This window comes from Limimaricola soesokkakensis (assembly GCF_900172345.1).
In the GTDB taxonomy this organism is placed as follows: Bacteria; Pseudomonadota; Alphaproteobacteria; order Rhodobacterales; family Rhodobacteraceae; genus Limimaricola; species Limimaricola soesokkakensis.
In genome coordinates, this window is record NZ_FWFY01000007.1 from 155,579 (window position 1) to 172,949 (window position 17,371).

Annotated in this window: 15 protein-coding genes; 11 read left to right on the forward strand and 4 right to left on the reverse strand. The window is 64.2% G+C overall.

What is annotated here, in order from left to right:
• The first annotated feature begins 57 nt into the window (after positions 1-57).
• Together dnaE and LOS8367_RS12585 are read left to right on the forward strand one after the other, a co-directional pair.
• On the forward strand, positions 58-3,567 hold the full coding sequence (gene dnaE / locus LOS8367_RS12580; protein WP_085896874.1) for a DNA polymerase III subunit alpha: 3,510 nt from the start codon (positions 58-60) through the stop codon (positions 3,565-3,567).
• Between the two features lie 75 nt (positions 3,568-3,642).
• A complete protein-coding gene (locus LOS8367_RS12585) occupies positions 3,643-4,206 on the forward strand; it encodes a hypothetical protein (protein ID WP_085896875.1) in 564 nt (187 codons plus the stop codon).
• 3 nt (positions 4,207-4,209) lie between these two features.
• Here the strand turns inward: LOS8367_RS12585 and LOS8367_RS12590 are convergent, their stop codons facing one another.
• A complete protein-coding gene (locus tag LOS8367_RS12590) occupies positions 4,210-4,413 on the reverse strand; it encodes a SlyX family protein (protein ID WP_085896876.1) in 204 nt (67 codons plus the stop codon).
• 108 nt (positions 4,414-4,521) lie between these two features.
• Here LOS8367_RS12590 and hisS point away from each other — a divergent pair, with 108 nt between their 5' ends.
• Genes hisS through hisG form a run of 3 tightly spaced genes read left to right on the forward strand, consistent with a single transcriptional unit; the run spans position 4,522 to position 7,948 of the window.
• Positions 4,522-6,168: a histidine--tRNA ligase gene (gene hisS, locus LOS8367_RS12595; protein WP_085896877.1), complete on the forward strand. Its 1,647-nt coding sequence runs from the start codon at positions 4,522-4,524 to the stop codon at positions 6,166-6,168.
• Entirely contained in the window at positions 6,165-7,259 is a 1,095-nt protein-coding gene (locus tag LOS8367_RS12600) for an ATP phosphoribosyltransferase regulatory subunit (RefSeq protein ID WP_370737703.1), read from the forward strand. Before hisS ends, LOS8367_RS12600 begins: the two co-directional genes overlap by 4 nt.
• Entirely contained in the window at positions 7,256-7,948 is a 693-nt protein-coding gene (gene hisG / locus LOS8367_RS12605; RefSeq protein WP_085896879.1) for an ATP phosphoribosyltransferase, read from the forward strand. Before LOS8367_RS12600 ends, hisG begins: the two co-directional genes overlap by 4 nt.
• On the opposite strand, the gene LOS8367_RS12610 is transcribed toward hisG, so the two are convergent.
• Entirely contained in the window at positions 7,945-8,367 is a 423-nt protein-coding gene (locus LOS8367_RS12610) for a DUF1489 family protein (RefSeq protein WP_085896880.1), read from the reverse strand. The genes hisG and LOS8367_RS12610 overlap by 4 nt on opposite strands.
• A 201-nt stretch (positions 8,368-8,568) precedes the next feature.
• Here LOS8367_RS12610 and LOS8367_RS12615 point away from each other — a divergent pair, with 201 nt between their 5' ends.
• Positions 8,569-10,845, forward strand: coding sequence for an adenosylcobalamin-dependent ribonucleoside-diphosphate reductase (locus LOS8367_RS12615; protein ID WP_085896881.1), 2,277 nt, complete (start codon positions 8,569-8,571; stop codon positions 10,843-10,845).
• 565 nt (positions 10,846-11,410) lie between these two features.
• Here LOS8367_RS12615 and LOS8367_RS12620 read toward each other — a convergent pair.
• A complete protein-coding gene (locus LOS8367_RS12620) occupies positions 11,411-11,746 on the reverse strand; it encodes a DnaJ family domain-containing protein (RefSeq protein WP_085896903.1) in 336 nt (111 codons plus the stop codon).
• Between the two features lie 321 nt (positions 11,747-12,067).
• Entirely contained in the window at positions 12,068-12,829 is a 762-nt protein-coding gene (locus LOS8367_RS12625) for an IclR family transcriptional regulator (RefSeq protein ID WP_085896882.1), read from the reverse strand.
• A gap of 213 nt (positions 12,830-13,042) precedes the next feature.
• Here LOS8367_RS12625 and LOS8367_RS12630 point away from each other — a divergent pair, with 213 nt between their 5' ends.
• From LOS8367_RS12630 to LOS8367_RS12650, 5 genes are all read left to right on the forward strand, one after another.
• A complete protein-coding gene (locus LOS8367_RS12630; protein ID WP_085896883.1) occupies positions 13,043-13,879 on the forward strand; it encodes a cyclase family protein in 837 nt (278 codons plus the stop codon).
• Positions 13,880-13,947: 68 nt separating this feature from the next.
• Complete coding sequence (locus tag LOS8367_RS12635) at positions 13,948-14,292, forward strand: cupin domain-containing protein (RefSeq protein ID WP_085896884.1); 345 nt, start codon at positions 13,948-13,950, stop codon at positions 14,290-14,292.
• A gap of 51 nt (positions 14,293-14,343) precedes the next feature.
• Positions 14,344-15,093: an SDR family NAD(P)-dependent oxidoreductase gene (locus LOS8367_RS12640; RefSeq protein ID WP_242665580.1), complete on the forward strand. Its 750-nt coding sequence runs from the start codon at positions 14,344-14,346 to the stop codon at positions 15,091-15,093.
• Between the two features lie 3 nt (positions 15,094-15,096).
• A complete protein-coding gene (locus LOS8367_RS12645) occupies positions 15,097-16,026 on the forward strand; it encodes a 3-hydroxyacyl-CoA dehydrogenase family protein (protein WP_085896886.1) in 930 nt (309 codons plus the stop codon).
• 55 nt (positions 16,027-16,081) lie between these two features.
• Entirely contained in the window at positions 16,082-17,356 is a 1,275-nt protein-coding gene (locus tag LOS8367_RS12650) for an ABC transporter substrate-binding protein (RefSeq protein ID WP_085896887.1), read from the forward strand.
• Positions 17,357-17,371: the final 15 nt, after the last annotated feature.

Below are 17,371 nucleotides of genomic sequence, written 5' to 3' on the forward strand. Positions count from 1 at the left end.
GGGGGGCAGGGGCGGCGTGCGCTTCCCGCGCCCGCCCCGTCGGGATAGAACTGCGGCATGGCCAATCCCCGATTCATACATCTGCGCGTTCACACCGAGCATTCGCTGCTCGAAGGCGCGATCCCCGTGAAGAAGCTGCCGGGGCTCGCCGCCAAGGCGGAGATGCCCGCCGTGGCGATCACCGACACCAATAACATGTTCGCGGCACTCGAATTCTCCGAGACGGCGGCAAAATCCGGGGTGCAGCCGATCGTCGGCTGCCAGGTCGACCTGTGCTATCTGCCGCCCGAGCCGGGCAAGCGTCCCGAGCTGCCCGCGCCGATCGTTCTGCTGGCGCAGAGCGAGGCCGGCTACATGAACCTGATGAAGCTGAACTCCTGTCTCTACCTCAAGAGCGACGGGCAGCTTCCGCAGGTATCGATCGAGGAGATCGAGGCGCTGTCGGGCGGGCTGATCTGCCTGTCGGGCGGCCCCGACGGGCCGGTCGGTCGGCTCTTGCGGCAGGGCCAGAGGCCCAAGGCCGAGGCGCTGATGGGGCGGCTGAAGGCGGCCTTCCCAGACAGGCTCTATGTCGAGCTACAAAGGCATCCGGGCGAGGACGGGCTGCCCGAGGCCGAGAAGCTGTCGGAGCGCGGCCATGTCGAGATGGCTTACGCGATGGATCTGCCGCTGGTCGCGACCAACGACGTGTATTTTCCGAAACCGGAGATCTACGAGGCGCATGACGCGCTGATCTGCATCGCGCAGGGCGCCTATGTCGACCAGCAGGAGCCGCGTCGCAGGCTTACCGCGCAGCACTATTTCAAAAGCCCTCAGGAGATGGCGACGCTGTTCGCCGATCTGCCCGAGGCGCTGGAGAACACGGTCGAGATCGCGAAGCGCTGCGCCTTCAAGACCTACAAGCGCGCGCCGATCCTGCCGAAATTCGCCGATGACGAGGTGGTGGAACTGCGGCGTCAGGCGCAGGAGGGGCTCAAGGCCCGCCTCGCAGTGATCCCGCATGCGGTGAGCGTCGAGGAATACGAGCAGCGGCTCGAATTCGAGCTGGGCATCATCGAGGGGATGGGATTTCCCGGCTACTTCCTGATCGTGGCCGACTTCATCAAGTGGGCCAAGGATCACGACATCCCCGTGGGCCCGGGCCGGGGCTCGGGTGCGGGCTCTCTCGTGGCCTACGCGCTGACCATCACCGACCTCGACCCGCTGCGCTACTCGCTGCTGTTCGAGCGCTTCCTCAACCCCGAGCGGGTCTCGATGCCCGACTTCGACATCGACTTCTGCATGGATCGCCGGGAGGAGGTGATCCGCTACGTGCAGGAGAAATACGGCCGCGAGAAGGTAGGGCAGATCATCACCTTCGGCGCGCTTCTGTCCAAGGCCGCCGTGCGCGACGTGGGCCGAGTGCTGCAGATGCCCTACGGCCAAGTCGACCGGCTGTCGAAGATGATCCCGGTCGAGGGGGTCAAGCCGGTCTCGATCGAGAAGGCTTTGGCCGACGAGCCGCGTCTGCGCGAGGAGGCCAAGAACGAGGAGGTGGTGAACCGCCTGCTGACCTATGCGCAGCAGGTCGAAGGGCTCTACCGCAACGCCTCGACCCACGCCGCCGGCGTGGTGATCGGCGACCGGCCGCTCGACGCGCTGGTGCCGCTCTACCGCGATCCGCGCTCGGATATGCCCGCGACCCAGTTCAACATGAAATGGGTCGAGCAGGCGGGTCTGGTGAAGTTCGACTTCCTCGGCCTCAAGACGCTGACGGTGATCCAGAACGCGATGGATCTGATCCTGAAATCGGGCCGGCCATTGCATGTGGCGGCCGACGGGACCGAACTCTACACCCCGCCCGAGGGGGCGGAGAACCAGATCAACCTGATCCCACTCGACGACGAAAAGACCTATGAACTCTATTCGCGCGCCAAGACGGTGGCGGTGTTCCAGGTGGAATCCTCGGGCATGATGGATGCGCTCAAGCGCATGAAGCCCACCTGCATCGAGGACATCGTTGCGCTGGTGGCGCTCTATCGCCCCGGCCCGATGGAGAACATCCCGGTCTATTGCGAGGTCAAGAACGGCCAGCGCGAGATCACCTCGATCCATCCCAGCATCGACTACATCCTTGCCGAGACGCAGGGCATCATCGTCTACCAGGAACAGGTGATGCAGATCGCGCAGGTCATGGCGGGCTACAGCCTTGGTGGCGCCGACCTCTTGCGCCGCGCCATGGGCAAGAAGATCGCCGAGGAGATGGCCAAGGAGCGCCCTAAATTCGTCGAAGGGGCGATGAAGAACGGGGTCGACAAGAAGAAGGCGATGGAGGTCTTCGACCTTCTCGAGAAGTTCGCCAATTACGGCTTCAACAAGTCGCACGCCGCAGCCTACGCCGTGGTCAGCTACCAGACCGCCTGGCTCAAGGCGAACCATCCGGTGGAGTTCATGGCCGGTGTCATGAACTGCGACATCCATCTCACGGACAAGCTCGCGATCTACTTCCAGGAGGTCCGCAAGGGCCTGTCGCTCGAATGGACCCCGCCTTGCGTGAACCGCTCCCAAGCTACCTTCGACGTGAAGGACGGCAAGCTGGTCTACGCGCTGGGCGCGCTCAAGAACGTGGGCGTTGAGGCGATGCGGCTGATCGTCGAGGGCCGGGGCGAAAAGCAATTTGCCACGCTCTACGACCTCGCGCGCCGCGTCGATCTCAAGAAAGTGGGCAAACGGCCATTGGAAATGCTGGCCCGTGCCGGGGCCTTCGACGCGCTCGACCGCAACCGGCGGCGGGTGTTCTCGGGGCTCGACGCACTGGTCGCCTATTCGGCCGCGATCCATGAACAGAAGGCCAGCGCGCAGGTCTCCCTCTTCGGCGAGGCGGGCGACGATCTGCCCGAGCCGCGGATGCCGCAGGTCACCGACTGGTTGCCTGCCGAGCGGCTGGCCGAGGAGTTCAAGGCCGTCGGCTTCTATCTCTCGGGTCACCCGCTCGACGACTACCTCGCGCCATTGAAGCGCAAAGGGGTGATGACGCTGGACGAGGTGCTCGAGCAGGCAGGCGCGCGCGGCGCCTTCGTCGGCAAGATGGCCGGTACCGTGGCCGGGCGGCAGGAGCGCAAATCGGCGCGCGGCAACCGCTTTGCCTTCGTGCAGCTGTCGGACCCGACGGGGCAGTTCGAGGTGACGATGTTCTCCGACACGCTGGAGGCGGCGCGCGAGCATCTGGAGACCGGCTCACAGGTGGTGGTGCAGGTCGAGGCGACGATGGAGAGCGACCAGCTCAAGCTTCTGGGCCGCTCGGTCGCGCCGATCGAGGGGGTGGTCGCGGATGCGGGTGGCTCGGGACTGCGCGTGTTCCTCGAACAGCCCGACGCGATCACCATGCTGGCCAATGTGCTGGAACGGGCCGGGCGCGAGGTGCCGAAGGGCCAGCGCATCGCGCGCGGGCCGATCAGCATCTGCCTGATGGGCGAGGGGCTTCCCGGCGAAGTCGAGATCGACTGCGGCGCCGACTGGCCGGTGACGCCACAGATCAAGGGCGCGCTTCGCTCGCTGCCGGGGGTGATCGAGGTCGAGGAGGTCTGAGCGGGCTCCCGCCCGCGCGATGGACGCGGGGGAGCGGCGCGCTAGAACCGGGCAAGGCCCAACCGGAGATCACCCATGCGCCCTGCCATCGTGTTCTGCGCCCTGACCTTGCTCGCCGCCTGCGAGGCCGGGGTCGGCGGTGGCAGCGCCACGCTCTCGACCCCCGGACCCGATACCCGGGAGGTTGCGCCCGGCACGGCGCTGCCGTTCGGGCAGATGGCAAAGGTGTGCGGCTTGTCGGCTTCGGCGCTGGGCACCCCGGTGGCCACCGAGGCGGGCTTCACCCTCTACGACACAGCCGCGACATCGACCGCGCAGCGCACGCAATACGTGACTGGCTTCGCCGATGGCTGCGTACGGCAATTCACGGCGGCCCTGGCGCTGTTCGGCAATGTCGGAACGCTCGAGGCCACCTCTTACGGCGCAGGGATCTCGCACAGCCCGGTCGTGCCCGCCTATGAGGAGGTGAAGCGACAGATCTGCGGCGTGCCGAGGGGACAGCCCTGCGGCCGCGCAACCGCCCGGTTGGCACGCAACACGACCTTCCTCACCGCCTATGCCGCCTTCGGCGCGAGCGGGCGCCATGCCGACATGCTGCTGCATGACGGACGCGCACTAGCGATGGGGGTCGAGGGCTGAGCCTCAGTAATGCGGCGGGCGCTCGTTGCCGATGGTGACGCCGCTGTCGGCCTCGGCCTCCGCTTCGGCCAGACGCTCGCCCAGCATACGCATGCGCCGGGTAAGGGCGTCGATGTCGCGCTCCTGCCGCGCCACCACGTCGGACAGGTCCTCGACCGTGCGGATCAGGTGGCTCAGCCGCTCTTCGATGTCGATCTGGTCGGTCATGCCCTCTAAACACATCAGTGGCGCGTGGGTTTCAAGCCCGAAGGTTGCCCCCGCGAGCGGCCCGCGCTAAGCCCGCGCGCGACTCCGCTCCCGAAAGGATGCCGATCCATGGCCAAGGACAAGATCCGCCGCCCCCGCGCCGAGACGCCGAAGGGGTTCCGTGACTATTTCGGCGCCGAGGTCACCGCGCGCGCCGCGATGCTGCGCCGGATCGCCGAGGTCTATCATCGCTACGGATTCGAGGCGCTGGAAACGAGCGGCGTCGAGACGGTCGAGGCGCTGGGCAAGTTCCTCCCCGATGTCGATCGCCCGAACGAGGGCGTCTTCGCTTGGCAGGAGGACGCCGAAGGCGACAAGCCCGGCGACTGGCTGGCGCTGCGCTACGACCTGACCGCGCCGCTGGCGCGGGTCTATGCCCAGCACCGCAACGACCTGCCGACCCCCTATCGCCGCTACGCGATGGGTCCGGTCTGGCGCAACGAGAAGCCCGGTCCGGGCCGGTTCCGCCAATTCTACCAGTGCGACGCCGATACGGTGGGCGCGCCTTCGGTGGCCGCCGATGCCGAGATCTGCGCCATGCTCGCGGACACGCTGGAAGCCGTCGGCATTTCGCGCGGCGACTACATCGTGCGCGTCAACAACCGCAAGGTCCTCAACGGCGTGATGGAAGTGGCGGGCGTTCTGGATCCGTCCGATCCCGAGAAGTTCGGGCATGAGCGCGGCATCGTGCTGCGCGCCATCGACAAGCTCGACCGTCTGGGCACGGAGGGCGTGCGGGCGCTCTTGGGCGAGGGCCGCAAGGACGAATCCGGCGACTTTACCAAGGGTGCCGGGCTCGGTGCCGAGCAAGCCGAGGTCGTGATGGGCTTCGTCGAAGCCAAGCAGCAAGTCGTAGATCGGCTGTCCGCCAAAGTTGGATTGCCTGACGTTTCTTTCGAAGAGAAATGGGATGCATTGTTTGCAAGTTTTGCAATCGATGGGCCTGATGCCAACGATCCTGCGGTTTCCGTAGATGATGTTCGTAGGTGGAACGACGAGATACTAGAGCATCTCGAGAAACTTGTTGAAGGTTCGAATACTGGCGAAAGTGGTGTTGCTGAGTTGCGTGAAATGGCGGGGCTACTGGCGGCTCAGGGTATGGGACCTGACCGCGTAATAGTTGACCCCTCGGTCGTGCGGGGCCTTGGCTACTATACCGGCCCGGTCTTCGAGGCCGAGCTGACCTTCGAGATCCTCGACGAGAAGGGCCGGCCGCGCCAGTTCGGCTCGGTCGCGGGGGGCGGGCGCTACGACGATCTGGTCAAGCGCTTCACCGGGCAGGCCGTGCCTGCCACCGGCGTCTCGATCGGCGTCGACCGGCTGCTCGCGGCGCTGGCTGCCAAGGGGCGCGGCGAGGCGGAGGCGCAGGGACCGGTCGTTGTCACCGTCATGGATCGCGACCGCATGGCCGATTACCAGGCGATGGCCTCCGAGTTGCGCGCCGCCGGCATCCGCGCCGAGGTCTATCTCGGCAACCCGAAGAACTTCGGCAACCAGATGAAATACGCCGACCGGCGCGGCAGCCCGGTCGCGGTGATCGAGGGGGCTGACGAGAAGGAGCGCGGCGTGGTGCAGGTCAAGGACCTGATCCTCGGCGCGCAGATTGCCAAGGAGGCCACGCTCGAGGAGTGGAAGGACCGCCCCTCCCAGATCGAGGTGCCGCGCGACGAGCTGGTCGAGCGGGTTCGCGCGATGATCGAAAGCCAATCATCATGATGCCCGGACCCATGGGGCCGGAGGCCCGCGCCGAGGCGGCGCGGCTCTCGGCCATCTTCGAGGGCTTGGGCGCGCAGCCGGTCGACACCTCGATCCTGCAGCCCGCCGACGTGCTGCTCGACCTCTATGGCGAGGACATCCGCGCCCGCGCCTACGTCACCGCCGACCCGCTGCGCGGAGAAATGATGCTGCGCCCGGACTTCACCGTCCCGGTTGTGCGCGCGCATATGGATGAGGGCGGCGATCCGGCCCGCTACAGCTATGCGGGCGAGGTGTTCCGGCGTCAGGAAACCGATCCGGCGCGGCCGATCGAATTCCTGCAGGTGGGCTTCGAGATCTTCGGCGGAGAGCCGGCGCAGGCCGATGCCGAGGTTTTTGCGACCATTTCGGGGGCGCTCGAGGGGCTCGAACTTCGGCCCGCCACCGGCGATATCGGCATCCTGATGGCGGCGGTCCGCGGCCTGAAGACATCCGAGGCCCGCAAGGGCGCGCTGCTGCGCCATGTCTGGCGGCCGCGCCGGTTCCGGGCGCTGCTCGACCGTTATGGCGCGCGCACGCCGCTACCTGCCCACAAGAAGGCGCTGTTGGCCGCCGCCGACCCCTTCGAGGGTGCCGGGCCGGCGCTCGGTCTTCGCAGCCGGCGCGAGGTCGAGGCGCGCCTCGCCACGCTGCGCGCGGAGGCCGACACGCGGCCGCTCTCCGAGGAGGAGATGGCGCTGGTCGACATGATCCTCGACCTCCGCGAGACCGCGCCCAACGTGCTGTCGGCGCTGCGCGACATCGCCGTGGACATGCCGGCCATCGGCGACGCGGTGACCGGGCTGACCCGCCGTCTCGACGCCATGTCGGCGCGCGGCATCGACGTGGACGCACTGCCCTTTGAGGGCAGCTTCGGCCGCACCACGCTCGAATATTACGATGGCTTCGTCTTCGGCTTCCAATCCCCCACCCGCGCCGACCTGCCGCCGGTGGCCACCGGCGGGCGCTACGACGCGCTGACCCGGCATCTCGGGCGGGGCCGTGCCGTGCCCGCCGTGGGCGGCGTGATCCGGCCCGAGCTGGCGGTGCAGATCAGGGAGGGCCGGGCATGACGATCCGTCTCGGCGTGCCGTCCAAGGGGCGGCTGATGGAAAAGACCTTCGACTGGTTCGGCGCGCGCGGCCTGACCCTGCGCAAGCGCGGCAACGACCGCGAATACGCGGGCGTGGTCGAGGGCATCGACGGTGTCGAGCTGGCGCTCCTGTCGGCGGGCGAGATCCCGCGCGAGCTGGCCGCCGGCCGGCTGCATCTCGGTGTCACCGGATCGGATCTGGTGCGCGAGAAGGTGGCGGGCTGGGACCTGCGCCTGCGCGAACTGGCGCAGATGGGCTTCGGCGGGGCCGATCTCGTGATCGCCGTGCCGCAGGGCTGGGTCGATGTCGACACGCTCGACGATCTCGACGCGGTGGCCGCGGCCTTCCGGCGTGACCATGGCTTCCGGCTGCGCATCGCCACCAAGTATCACCGGCTCACCCGGGAATTCCTACGTGAGCACGGCGTCGCCGACTACCAGCTGGTCGACAGCCAGGGTGCGACCGAGGGCGTGGTCCGCAACGAAACCGCCGAGGCGATCTCGGATATCACCTCGACCGGCGAGACGCTGCGCGCCAACGGGCTCAAGATCCTGTCCGACGGGATGATACATTCGAGCCAAGCGACGCTGTTCCGCTCGAGCACGGCCGAATGGTCTGAGGCGCATCGCGCTACGCTCGACGCGCTCGAGGACAAGCTCGGCCTTTAAAGGACGCCGATTTCGGCCAGCGCCGCCTGTAGCGCGGGCGGCAACGGTTCCTCGGCCTCGCGCCCGGGCGCGAGATCGCGCGGCGCGTCGCCGGCGGCAAGGTAGCGCCAGCCTTGGAAAGCGCGCTTGGGCGTCGCCGCGACCCGCACCAGCCCCGGCTCGCAGACGATGGCGCAGCGGCGGATGCCGTCGCCGCGATCCACCTCGTCGAAGCGGATCACCCGCTGGCGGCACAGGATCACGCCCTTGATCACCCAGTAGATCGATCCGCCGTCGAGCACCTCCTCGGCACGCTTGGGCCACATGCGGGTGACGTGGCGTGGCAGCCCGTCGGGGCCCTGTCCGCGCCGGTCGGCCTGCCAGGCCGCGAGGTCCGAGACGTCTTCGGTCCCGACCGAGAGCTTGATGAGATGCAGCATGATGAAGGACTTAGAAGCCGGGGAAGGGGGCCGCAAGTCGCGATTTCGTGTTGTGATAAAATCGCAATTTCTTGTGGATAAGGCTGTGTCAAACACAATCTGTAGCTTGGAACGTGCTATGATACACTATATCGACGGTGACCGTCGGGACCTGAGTCCCTCATGCATTTCCAATAAGTTCAAAGCCGAAGGACCGCCCTCATGACCCGTTTTTCCGCGCCGATCGCCGAACAGATCTGGGACATGAAATATCGCTTCAAGCAGAGCGACGGCACGCCGATCGATAACAGCGTCGAGGATAGCTGGCGCCGCATCGCCCGGGCGCTGGCGGCCCCCGAGAAGGACCCGGCGCATTGGGAAGAGAAGTTCTACGGCGCGCTCGAGAACTTTCGCTACCTGCCCGCCGGCCGGATCACCGCCGGCGCCGGTACCGCCCGCGCCGTGACGCTGTTCAACTGCTTCGTCATGGGCACCGTGCCGGATTCGATGTCGGGCATCTTCGACATGCTCAAGGAAGCGGCGCTGACCATGCAGCAGGGCGGCGGCATCGGCTACGACTTCTCGACCATCCGGCCGCGCGGCGCCGAGGTGAAGGGCGTGGCCGCCGATGCCTCGGGCCCGCTGTCCTTCATGGATGTCTGGGATGCGATGTGCCGCACCATCATGTCAGCCGGCTCGCGCCGCGGCGCGATGATGGCGACGATGCGCTGCGACCACCCCGACGTCGAGGCCTTCATCACCGCGAAATCCGACCCGGCCCGGCTGCGCATGTTCAACATGTCGGTGCTGGTCACCGATCCGTTCATGGAGGCCGTGAAGGCCGACGGCACCTGGGACCTCGTCTTCAAGGACAAGGTCTACAAGACCGTGCAGGCGCGCGACCTGTGGAACGCCATCATGAAGTCGACCTATGAGCAGGCCGAGCCCGGCGTGATCTTCATCGACCGCATCAACCAGATGAACAATCTGGGCTATTGCGAGAGCATCTCGGCCACCAACCCCTGCGGCGAGCAGCCGCTGCCGCCCTATGGCGCCTGCCTGCTGGGCTCGATCAACCTTGCCAAGCTGGTGAAGAACGAATTCGAGACCGGTGCCAAACTCGACGAGGCCGAACTCGACGATCTCGTCGCCATGGCTGTGCGGATGATGGACAACGTCGTCGACGCCTCGAACTTCCCGCTGCCGGCGCAGGCCGAAGAAGCCCGCAACAAGCGCCGGATCGGCCTCGGCGTCACCGGCCTCGCGGACGCGCTCTTGATGGTCGGGCTGCGCTATGGTTCCGACGAGGCGGCGGCGCAGACCGAGGCCTGGATGAAGCGCATCGCGCGCGCCTCCTATCTCGCCTCCGTCGAACTGGCGAAGGAGAAGGGCGCCTTCCCGCTGTTCGACGCCAAGAAGTATCTCGCCTCGGGCAACATGCATCAGATGGACAAGGACGTGCGCGACGCGATTTCCAAGCACGGCATCCGCAACGCGCTGCTGACCTCGATCGCGCCCACCGGCACCATCTCGCTCTACGCGGGCAACGTGTCCTCGGGCATCGAGCCGGTCTTCGCCTATGCCTACACACGCAAGGTGCTGCAGAAGGACGGCTCGCGCACCGAGGAGGAGGTCGTCGACTACGCCGTGCAGGCCTGGCGCGAGAAGTTCGGCGACAAGGAGCTTCCCGATTACTTCGTCAACGCTCAAACGCTGGCGCCGCTCGACCACGTGAAGATGCAGGCCGCGGCGCAGAAGTGGATCGACAGCTCGATCTCCAAGACGATCAACTGCCCCGAGGACATCTCCTTCGAGGCGTTCAAGGACGTCTACATGGAAGCCTACGAGACCGGCTGCAAGGGCTGCACCACCTACCGGCCGAACGACATCACCGGCTCGGTGCTGTCGGTGTCCGAGCCCGCCAAGGCGCCCGAGGCCAAGTCGGCGCCCGCCGAGCCCACCGGTGGCGAGGTGATCTACATGTCCGAGCCGCTCGACCGGCCCGCCGAGCTCGAGGGCGCGACCTACAAGCTGAAGTGGCCGGACAGCGAGCACGCGATCTACATCACCGTCAACGACCTTGTCGTCGGCGGCCACCGTCGCCCCTTCGAGGTGTTCATCAACTCCAAGAACATGGAGCATTTCGCCTGGACCGTGGCGCTGACCCGGATGGTCTCGGCGGTGTTCCGGCGCGGCGGCGACGTGTCCTTCGTGGTCGAGGAACTGAAGGCTGTCTTCGACCCGCGCGGCGGCGCCTGGATGCAGGGCAAATACGTCCCCTCGATCCTTGCGGCCATTGGCGGGGTGATCGAGAAGCACATGATCTCCACTGGCTTCCTCGCTGGCGAAGGGCAGGGGCTCAAGGAGGACCCGCAGCAGCAGGTCGTCAACCTCGACGCCCCGCGCGGCAAGTCCTGCCCCTCCTGCGGTAGCTTCGAGTTGCGCATGGTCGAGGGCTGCATGACCTGCGGCAGCTGCGGTCACTCGAAGTGCGGGTGATGTAAGCTGTTACATTGCCAGAAAGGCATATTATGCTGACAGCCAATGTTTACACATTTTCGGGGTTTTGGCGCACTTTCTGCAAGGAAAGTGTGCACCCCGGGGTCTTGTAAGATTGGCTGCCTTGATTTGCGATTTTCACGCTGCTGCTTGCAGAACTGGGCATGCAGGCCAGGTCGAGGCGGTGCTCAGGCCAGGGTGTCGCCTCCTCGGGGATCGAAAACTGAAAAAGAGCCGCGCCATTGCCGCGGCTCTTTTCTCGTCCGGCATGGTAATTTCGCCGCCATAACATGACGATTGCCTCAGACCCTTTGCGTCCGCGCAGCTGTTAGCCAGAAGCCATTTCAATCATTTCCCGGTCATATAACCATTCGGGAACATCAATCATGACCATAGTTTAACCAGTAGGCCAACCCTCGTTGCGGGCTGAGCATGAAGGGCGGAGAGCTAACATTCGCCGCAAGCCGGGCAAAGGTCAGCTCAGCGGACGAAGCTGACGTTCGCTGAGGGTGCACGATCAGAATAAGTGCTCGCGGTGCTTTCCAAAAATGATGGGGAGTAGAATTTATCTGCGCATGAACTTCTGGCGAGCTTCACGAGCGATATTGTATCGCAGTTCAAGGCGAGCGAGTTCAGCCATCGCTTCCTTCCGTTCAGGCCCGTTCGCAAGCGTGGCGAGGTGGCTCTGATGCGCAGCCATCTTCTTCTTGAGTTCGATTTCTGCCGGCACGACACCGGCCTGAGCCATGATGCGGAACCCCACTGCTTCTCCCGCATCCACAAAAGCATCCGCAGAGCAATCGGGCAGTGGTTTGCCTTCGCCTTCAAGACCTTCAAGCTGACCTTGCAGCTTCGCCTTCTGTATCTGGCGCTCAATGAGTCTCTGAAGATTTCGGATCATGCTGACCAATAGCACAGTATTGAGGTAACGGATACTAAGGGCTCGAAGCGGGCCTTGGACGCTGCCAAGATCAAGGACAGCTGAGCGGACATTCCTGCTGTTCACTGCGGACATCCAATATTGGCCTCGCATGCGAACTGCCCGTCACGAAGAGCGGATTTGGGACATTTGCTGCGCGCCATCTTACCGGTGCATACCAATTGATGCAGACATTCGAATGGCATCATAAATCGGAAGCCGCTCTCGTATCAAAGAGTGCATCGAGAAGTCAAAATCACCTATAAATGCGCGGGTCAGGTGTAATCCGATTTGTGACACCTATCATTCGAGCGTAAACTCCGCCCGAACCTTGTCCTGTGCTTCACGCAGCGCGATCTCCAAGCGCGTTTTGATGTCTGCGAAACGCATTGTTGGTACCGGTACCGAAATCGCGTGGTAACTTCCGCTCAGGTCACGGAATGCAAATCCGATGGCGGAAATACCGGCGGTGTGTTCGTCGATGTCATAGGCCAGACCGTTCGCGCGAATATCTTCCAGCTTGCCCAGCAATGCCTGTAGATCGCCATCTGCCAATCCACCCGCGGTTTCTTGGTCGATCAGGTGCCGCGACTGGTCTTCTGGCATCAGCGCCAGACAGGCGCGACCGTTGGCGGTGGTGGTCAGCGGAAAGATCTCCCCGACGGACGACACGGTACGCAGCCGGTGCAACCCGGGCACCTGATCGAGGAAGATCATACCGCCATTGCGGAGCACCGCGAGATCTGTGGTTTCGCCGGTCTTCTGGGTTACGTCGTTCAGGATCGCGCGGCATCGCTCTACGATGTTGAAGTTCGCCGCTTCGGCAAATGCACCCAGTTCCGGGCCGAGCCGGATACCGCCGCCGTTCGGGTCCTGCATGATGAACCGCTCTGCGGACAAGGCACCCGTGATTCGCTGTACCGTAGAGCGGGGCAAGTCGACGCGCCGCGCGATCTGACCAAGGCTGAGCCCGCTTCGCTCCTCCTTGAGGACGCGGAGGATAGCGGCGGCCCGCGCAATGACCTGAACGCCGGATCGGTCCTTTGCGTCATTTTTCTCAATCATTAGAGGAGTTTGCCTTTCAGTTTAGCACGCGCTGCTCGGGCTTCAGTTCGGATCGTTATGTACCGCGATGCGGTGCGGGTCAACCGGATAACAGGTTTTGATTGACCGCATCGCGGACTGATGTACCGTAATTCGGGACGGGAGGGGGAGCTTCCTGCATAGACATTTATTTCGACACCGGCCCTCTGCCGGTGAACAGAGAAGGTGCATCCGATGGTCGAAATCCGCGGGATCGAGTTTCAGGGAAATACCAATAACGACATGGGACTGGAGTTTTACAATCTCAGTCACCGCTTCGGGTTCCAGAACCCGAACTGGCCGTACTTTCAGGATACCAAGATCGAACGTATCCACTACATGGCCAAATCCGGCGTGCTGAGCCAGCGCATCACCACCACGATGCATGCGACCACCCACATTGACGCTCCGGCGCACGTGGTGCAGGGCACGCCCTTTATTGACGAAGTACCGCTGCCGCATTTCTTCGGTACTGGTATTGTCGTGTCTATCCCAAAGAAGAAGTGGGAGCCCATTACCGGTGAGGATCTGGAAAAGGCCTGCGGTCATGCCATCCGCAAAGGCGACGTTCTGATCATCAACACCGGTTGGCATCATGACTACGAGGACGGCGACTACTTCGCCTATTGCCCGGGTCTCGTGCCCTCGGCTGGCGAATGGATGGTCGAGAAGGGTATCAAGGTTGTCGGGCATGACACCCAGGCCAACGACCACCCGCTGGCCACCGCGATCGGCCCGCAGCGCAACGGACCGCTGCTGCCGCATCTGGAACAGGAATACAGGGAATGGTCCGGCGGTAACGACTGGAAAGACGACTTCCCTGAGTGGGAGCCCGTGCACAACATCCTGTTCAAGAACGGCATCTTGGGCATCGAGAACGTCGGCGGCGATCTTGATGCCGTGACCGGAAAGCGCTGCACCTTTGCCTTCTTCCCGTGGAACTGGGACCGCGGCGACGGCTGCATCATCCGCCTCGTGGCGATGATCGACAAGTCGCAGAACTTCCGCATCGACGACGGTTCCGAATTCTGAACGCTCCCTGACTGGCCGCCGGGGGACTGGCGGCCTCTTTTCACGATGCGAGTGCGAGGGAGGACGCCATGCATGTAAAACGTTTCGAGGATGCGCAGCCCTATACCGCCCCCAATCATTTCGATTGCCATGGGCTCAGGCTTCAGGGCTTCGAGGAAGGTGGACCGACAAACCAGTGGATCGGGTTCAGCCAGTTCCTGCCCGGCGGCGGCGCGGGGCCGGACAGTACCCCCTATGAGAAAGTCTACGTCGTGCTCGAAGGCGAGATGACGGTGATCGTGGATGGCGAGGAAACCGTGCTCGGTCGGATGGATAGTTGCACCATCCCGCCAAACGAGGTCCGCAAGATCGAGAACCGCATCAACGACACGTGCAAGATGCTGGTCGTCATTCCCTATCCCCCGGAGGTCTGAGGCATGAACGTGATGGCAAATCCCCTCTCAATGTTCGAGGTCAAGGATCGGGTGGCGCTGATCACCGGGGCCTCGGGCGCTTTCGGCATGGTCGCGGCGCGTGTCCTCGCCGGGGCGGGCTGCAAGCTGGTGCTCGTTGCCGGCAACCAGAACGCACTGGATGAAATCTCCGAGGAGTGCCGCGGCATGGGCGCCGAAGTGACGGCGATCAACAAACGCCCCTCGGACGAGGAAACCTGCAATGGCCTCGTGGCACGGGCAGTTGAGGCCTACGGTCGGCTCGACATTCTCGTCGTCGCCTCGGGCATGAACAAGGTTGCGCTGATCAACGACATGGCACCCGATACCTTTGAATCCGTAATGGATGCCAATGTCACGCAAAGCTGGCTGCTGGCGCGTGCCGCTGCGGGGCAGATGAAAGCGCAGGGCGAGGGTGGCAAGATCGTGCTGGTCTCGTCGGCACGCGGGCTCTTGGGCCATCCGGCGGGCTACACCGCCTATTGCGCCTCCAAGGCCGCGACCGACGGCATCGTGAGGGCTCTTGGCTGCGAGCTTGGCCCCACCGGCATCACCGTCAATGCCATAGCACCCACCGTTTTCCGCTCGCCATTGACCGCTTGGATGTTCAGCGACGACGAAAAGGCCAAGGCGGTGCGCGAAGGTTTCCTCGCGCGTGTGCCCAAGGGCCGCCTGGGTGAGCCAGAAGACCTTGCCGGGCCGCTGCTGTTCCTCGCCTCCAAGGCATCCGACTTCTACACCGGGCATATTCTCTATGCCGACGGTGGCTATACGGCGGGCTGAGCAATGGTTCCCAAGAAGCAGCAGATAGCGGTCATCGGAGCCGGACTTATGGGGCATGGCATCGCGCTGACGCTGGCGCGCGCCGGGCAATACGTGACCATCACCGACCCGCATGCCGAAACGCTGAAATCCGCACCAAAGCGGATTTCCGACAGCCTGCGGGTGATGGGCGCCGAGGATAACGAGATCGCTCGCACATTGAAGATGATCGAGCTGTGTTCGTCGGTCGGGTCGGCTGTCTGCAAAGCGGATTTCGTCTTCGAGGCCGCGCCGGAGAAGCTGGACCTCAAGCGCCAGATCTTCGCCGATGTCGAAGCGCATGCACCCGTCGCCGCGGTGCTGGCCTCCAACACTTCGGTCATCCAGATCACCAAGATCATGGACGGGCTGAAACACCCCGGACGGGCGCTTGGCACCCATTGGTGGAATCCGCCCCATCTGATCCCGCTGGTCGAAGTGATCAAGACCGGATGGACCGACGGCGAGGTCGCCGAACGGATGATGGCCCTGCTGGCCAGCGCCGGGAAAACTCCGGTGATGGTGGAGAAGGACGTGCCCGGGTTTATCGGCAACCGCCTGCAACACGCGCTCTGGCGCGAGGCGGTGAGCCTTGTCGAACGCGGCATTTGTGATGCGGAAGCGGTCGATACGGTTGTGAAGTCCTGCTTTGGCCGCAGACTGGCCGTGCTCGGCCCGTTGGAAAACGCCGATCTCGTTGGCACCGACCTGACGCTGGATATCCACGAAAACGTGCTGTTCGACCTCGAAAGCCGGCAAGGCCCGTCACCCTACCTCCAGCAACTCGTGAAGGACGGCAAGCTGGGTATGAAATCCGGCGAAGGCTTCCGCAAATGGACGGAAGATGAAGCCAATGCGGTGCGCGCCCGCGTGGGCCGCCACCTGACCCGGCTCGAAGGCATTCTCGACGACTGAAACTGCCCTGACTTCAGATCAAACCCGGCGGGGAGGCCGGGAGGAGGAGACAAACATGAAAAAACTGCTAACCCCCACACGTCGCCGGTTCCTGACCGGTTCCGCCGCGATGCTGGCCGCCCCGGCGATCCTGCGCGGAACCCGCGCCTACGCGCAGACCCCGACATTGAGAGTCGGTCATGTCAGCCCGCGCACCGGGCCGCTGGCCGGGTTTGCCGAGGCCGATGACTACGTGCTGGCCGCCATTCAGGACCACTTCAACGCCGGTGTCGAAAACAACGGCAAAATCTGGAACATCGAGATCATCTCGAAGGACAGTCAGTCCAACCCGAACCGTGCCGCCGAAGTGGCTGCCGACCTGATCCTCGGAGACGAGGTCGACATCATCGTCGCCGCGTCTACCCCCGACACCGTGAACCCGGTCTCGGACCAGGCCGAGATCAACGAGGTGCCCTGCATCACCACGGATTGCCCTTGGCAGCCTTATTTCTTTGGCCGCAACGGCGTGCCAGGCGAAGGGTTCGACTATACCTATCACTTCTTCTGGGGACTTGAGGACGTGATTGGTGCCTTCCTCGACATGTGGGACCAATCCGGCGTGACGAAGGTGGTCGGAGGGCTGTTTCCGAACGACGCCGACGGCAATGCTTGGGGCGACGCCGAGCTGGGCCTGCCCAAACCGCTGGCCGCCGCCGGCTACGACCTGACCGATCCCGGGCGGTATCAGCCTTTGACCGATGACTTCTCCAACTACATCAACGCCTTCAAGGACGCCGGCGCAGAGATCGTGACCGGCAACATGATCGCGCCCGACTTTGCTACCTTCTGGTCACAGGCGGCGCAGCAGGGCTTTAGCCCCAAGATCGTGACCATCGGCAAGGCGCTGCTTTTTCCTTCGGTAATCGAGTCGCTGGGCGACCGAGGCGATGGCCTCTCGTCCGAGGTCTGGTGGTCGCCCAACCATCCGTTCAACTCATCACTCACCGGCGCCAGTGCCAAGGATTTGGCCGAGGGCTATGCTGCCGCCTCGGGCCGCCCCTGGACCCAGCCCATCGGCTTCAAGCATGCGCTCTTCGAAGTGGTGGCGGATGTCGTCAGACGCGCCGAGGACCTGGATGACTACGAATCAATCGCTGCGGCGATCCCAGAGACCAAGCTCGACACCATCGTCGGCCCGGTCGACTGGTCGAACGGGCCGATCAACAACGTTACCAAGACGCCGTTGGTCGCCGGCCAGTGGCAGAAGGAGGGCGATGCCTTTGATCTCAAGATCGTGGCCAATTCCGCGGCACCGGACATTCCGCTTACCGGTGAGCTGAAACTTCTCTGACCCCAAAGGGGCGGC

Coding starts and splice junctions, on each gene's coding strand:
- dnaE (WP_085896874.1), top strand. CDS start 58: ATGGCCAATCCCCGATTCATACATCTGCGCGTTCACACCGAGCATTCG.
- hisG (WP_085896879.1), top strand. CDS start 7,256: ATGACGATCCGTCTCGGCGTGCCGTCCAAGGGGCGGCTGATGGAAAAG.
- LOS8367_RS12585 (WP_085896875.1), top strand. CDS start 3,643: ATGCGCCCTGCCATCGTGTTCTGCGCCCTGACCTTGCTCGCCGCCTGC.
- LOS8367_RS12625 (WP_085896882.1), bottom strand. CDS start 12,829: ATGATTGAGAAAAATGACGCAAAGGACCGATCCGGCGTTCAGGTCATT.
- LOS8367_RS12590 (WP_085896876.1), bottom strand. CDS start 4,413: ATGACCGACCAGATCGACATCGAAGAGCGGCTGAGCCACCTGATCCGC.
- LOS8367_RS12620 (WP_085896903.1), bottom strand. CDS start 11,746: ATGATCCGAAATCTTCAGAGACTCATTGAGCGCCAGATACAGAAGGCG.
- LOS8367_RS12600 (WP_370737703.1), top strand. CDS start 6,165: ATGATGCCCGGACCCATGGGGCCGGAGGCCCGCGCCGAGGCGGCGCGG.
- LOS8367_RS12630 (WP_085896883.1), top strand. CDS start 13,043: ATGGTCGAAATCCGCGGGATCGAGTTTCAGGGAAATACCAATAACGAC.
- LOS8367_RS12610 (WP_085896880.1), bottom strand. CDS start 8,367: ATGCTGCATCTCATCAAGCTCTCGGTCGGGACCGAAGACGTCTCGGAC.
- hisS (WP_085896877.1), top strand. CDS start 4,522: ATGGCCAAGGACAAGATCCGCCGCCCCCGCGCCGAGACGCCGAAGGGG.
- LOS8367_RS12645 (WP_085896886.1), top strand. CDS start 15,097: ATGGTTCCCAAGAAGCAGCAGATAGCGGTCATCGGAGCCGGACTTATG.
- LOS8367_RS12650 (WP_085896887.1), top strand. CDS start 16,082: ATGAAAAAACTGCTAACCCCCACACGTCGCCGGTTCCTGACCGGTTCC.
- LOS8367_RS12635 (WP_085896884.1), top strand. CDS start 13,948: ATGCATGTAAAACGTTTCGAGGATGCGCAGCCCTATACCGCCCCCAAT.
- LOS8367_RS12615 (WP_085896881.1), top strand. CDS start 8,569: ATGACCCGTTTTTCCGCGCCGATCGCCGAACAGATCTGGGACATGAAA.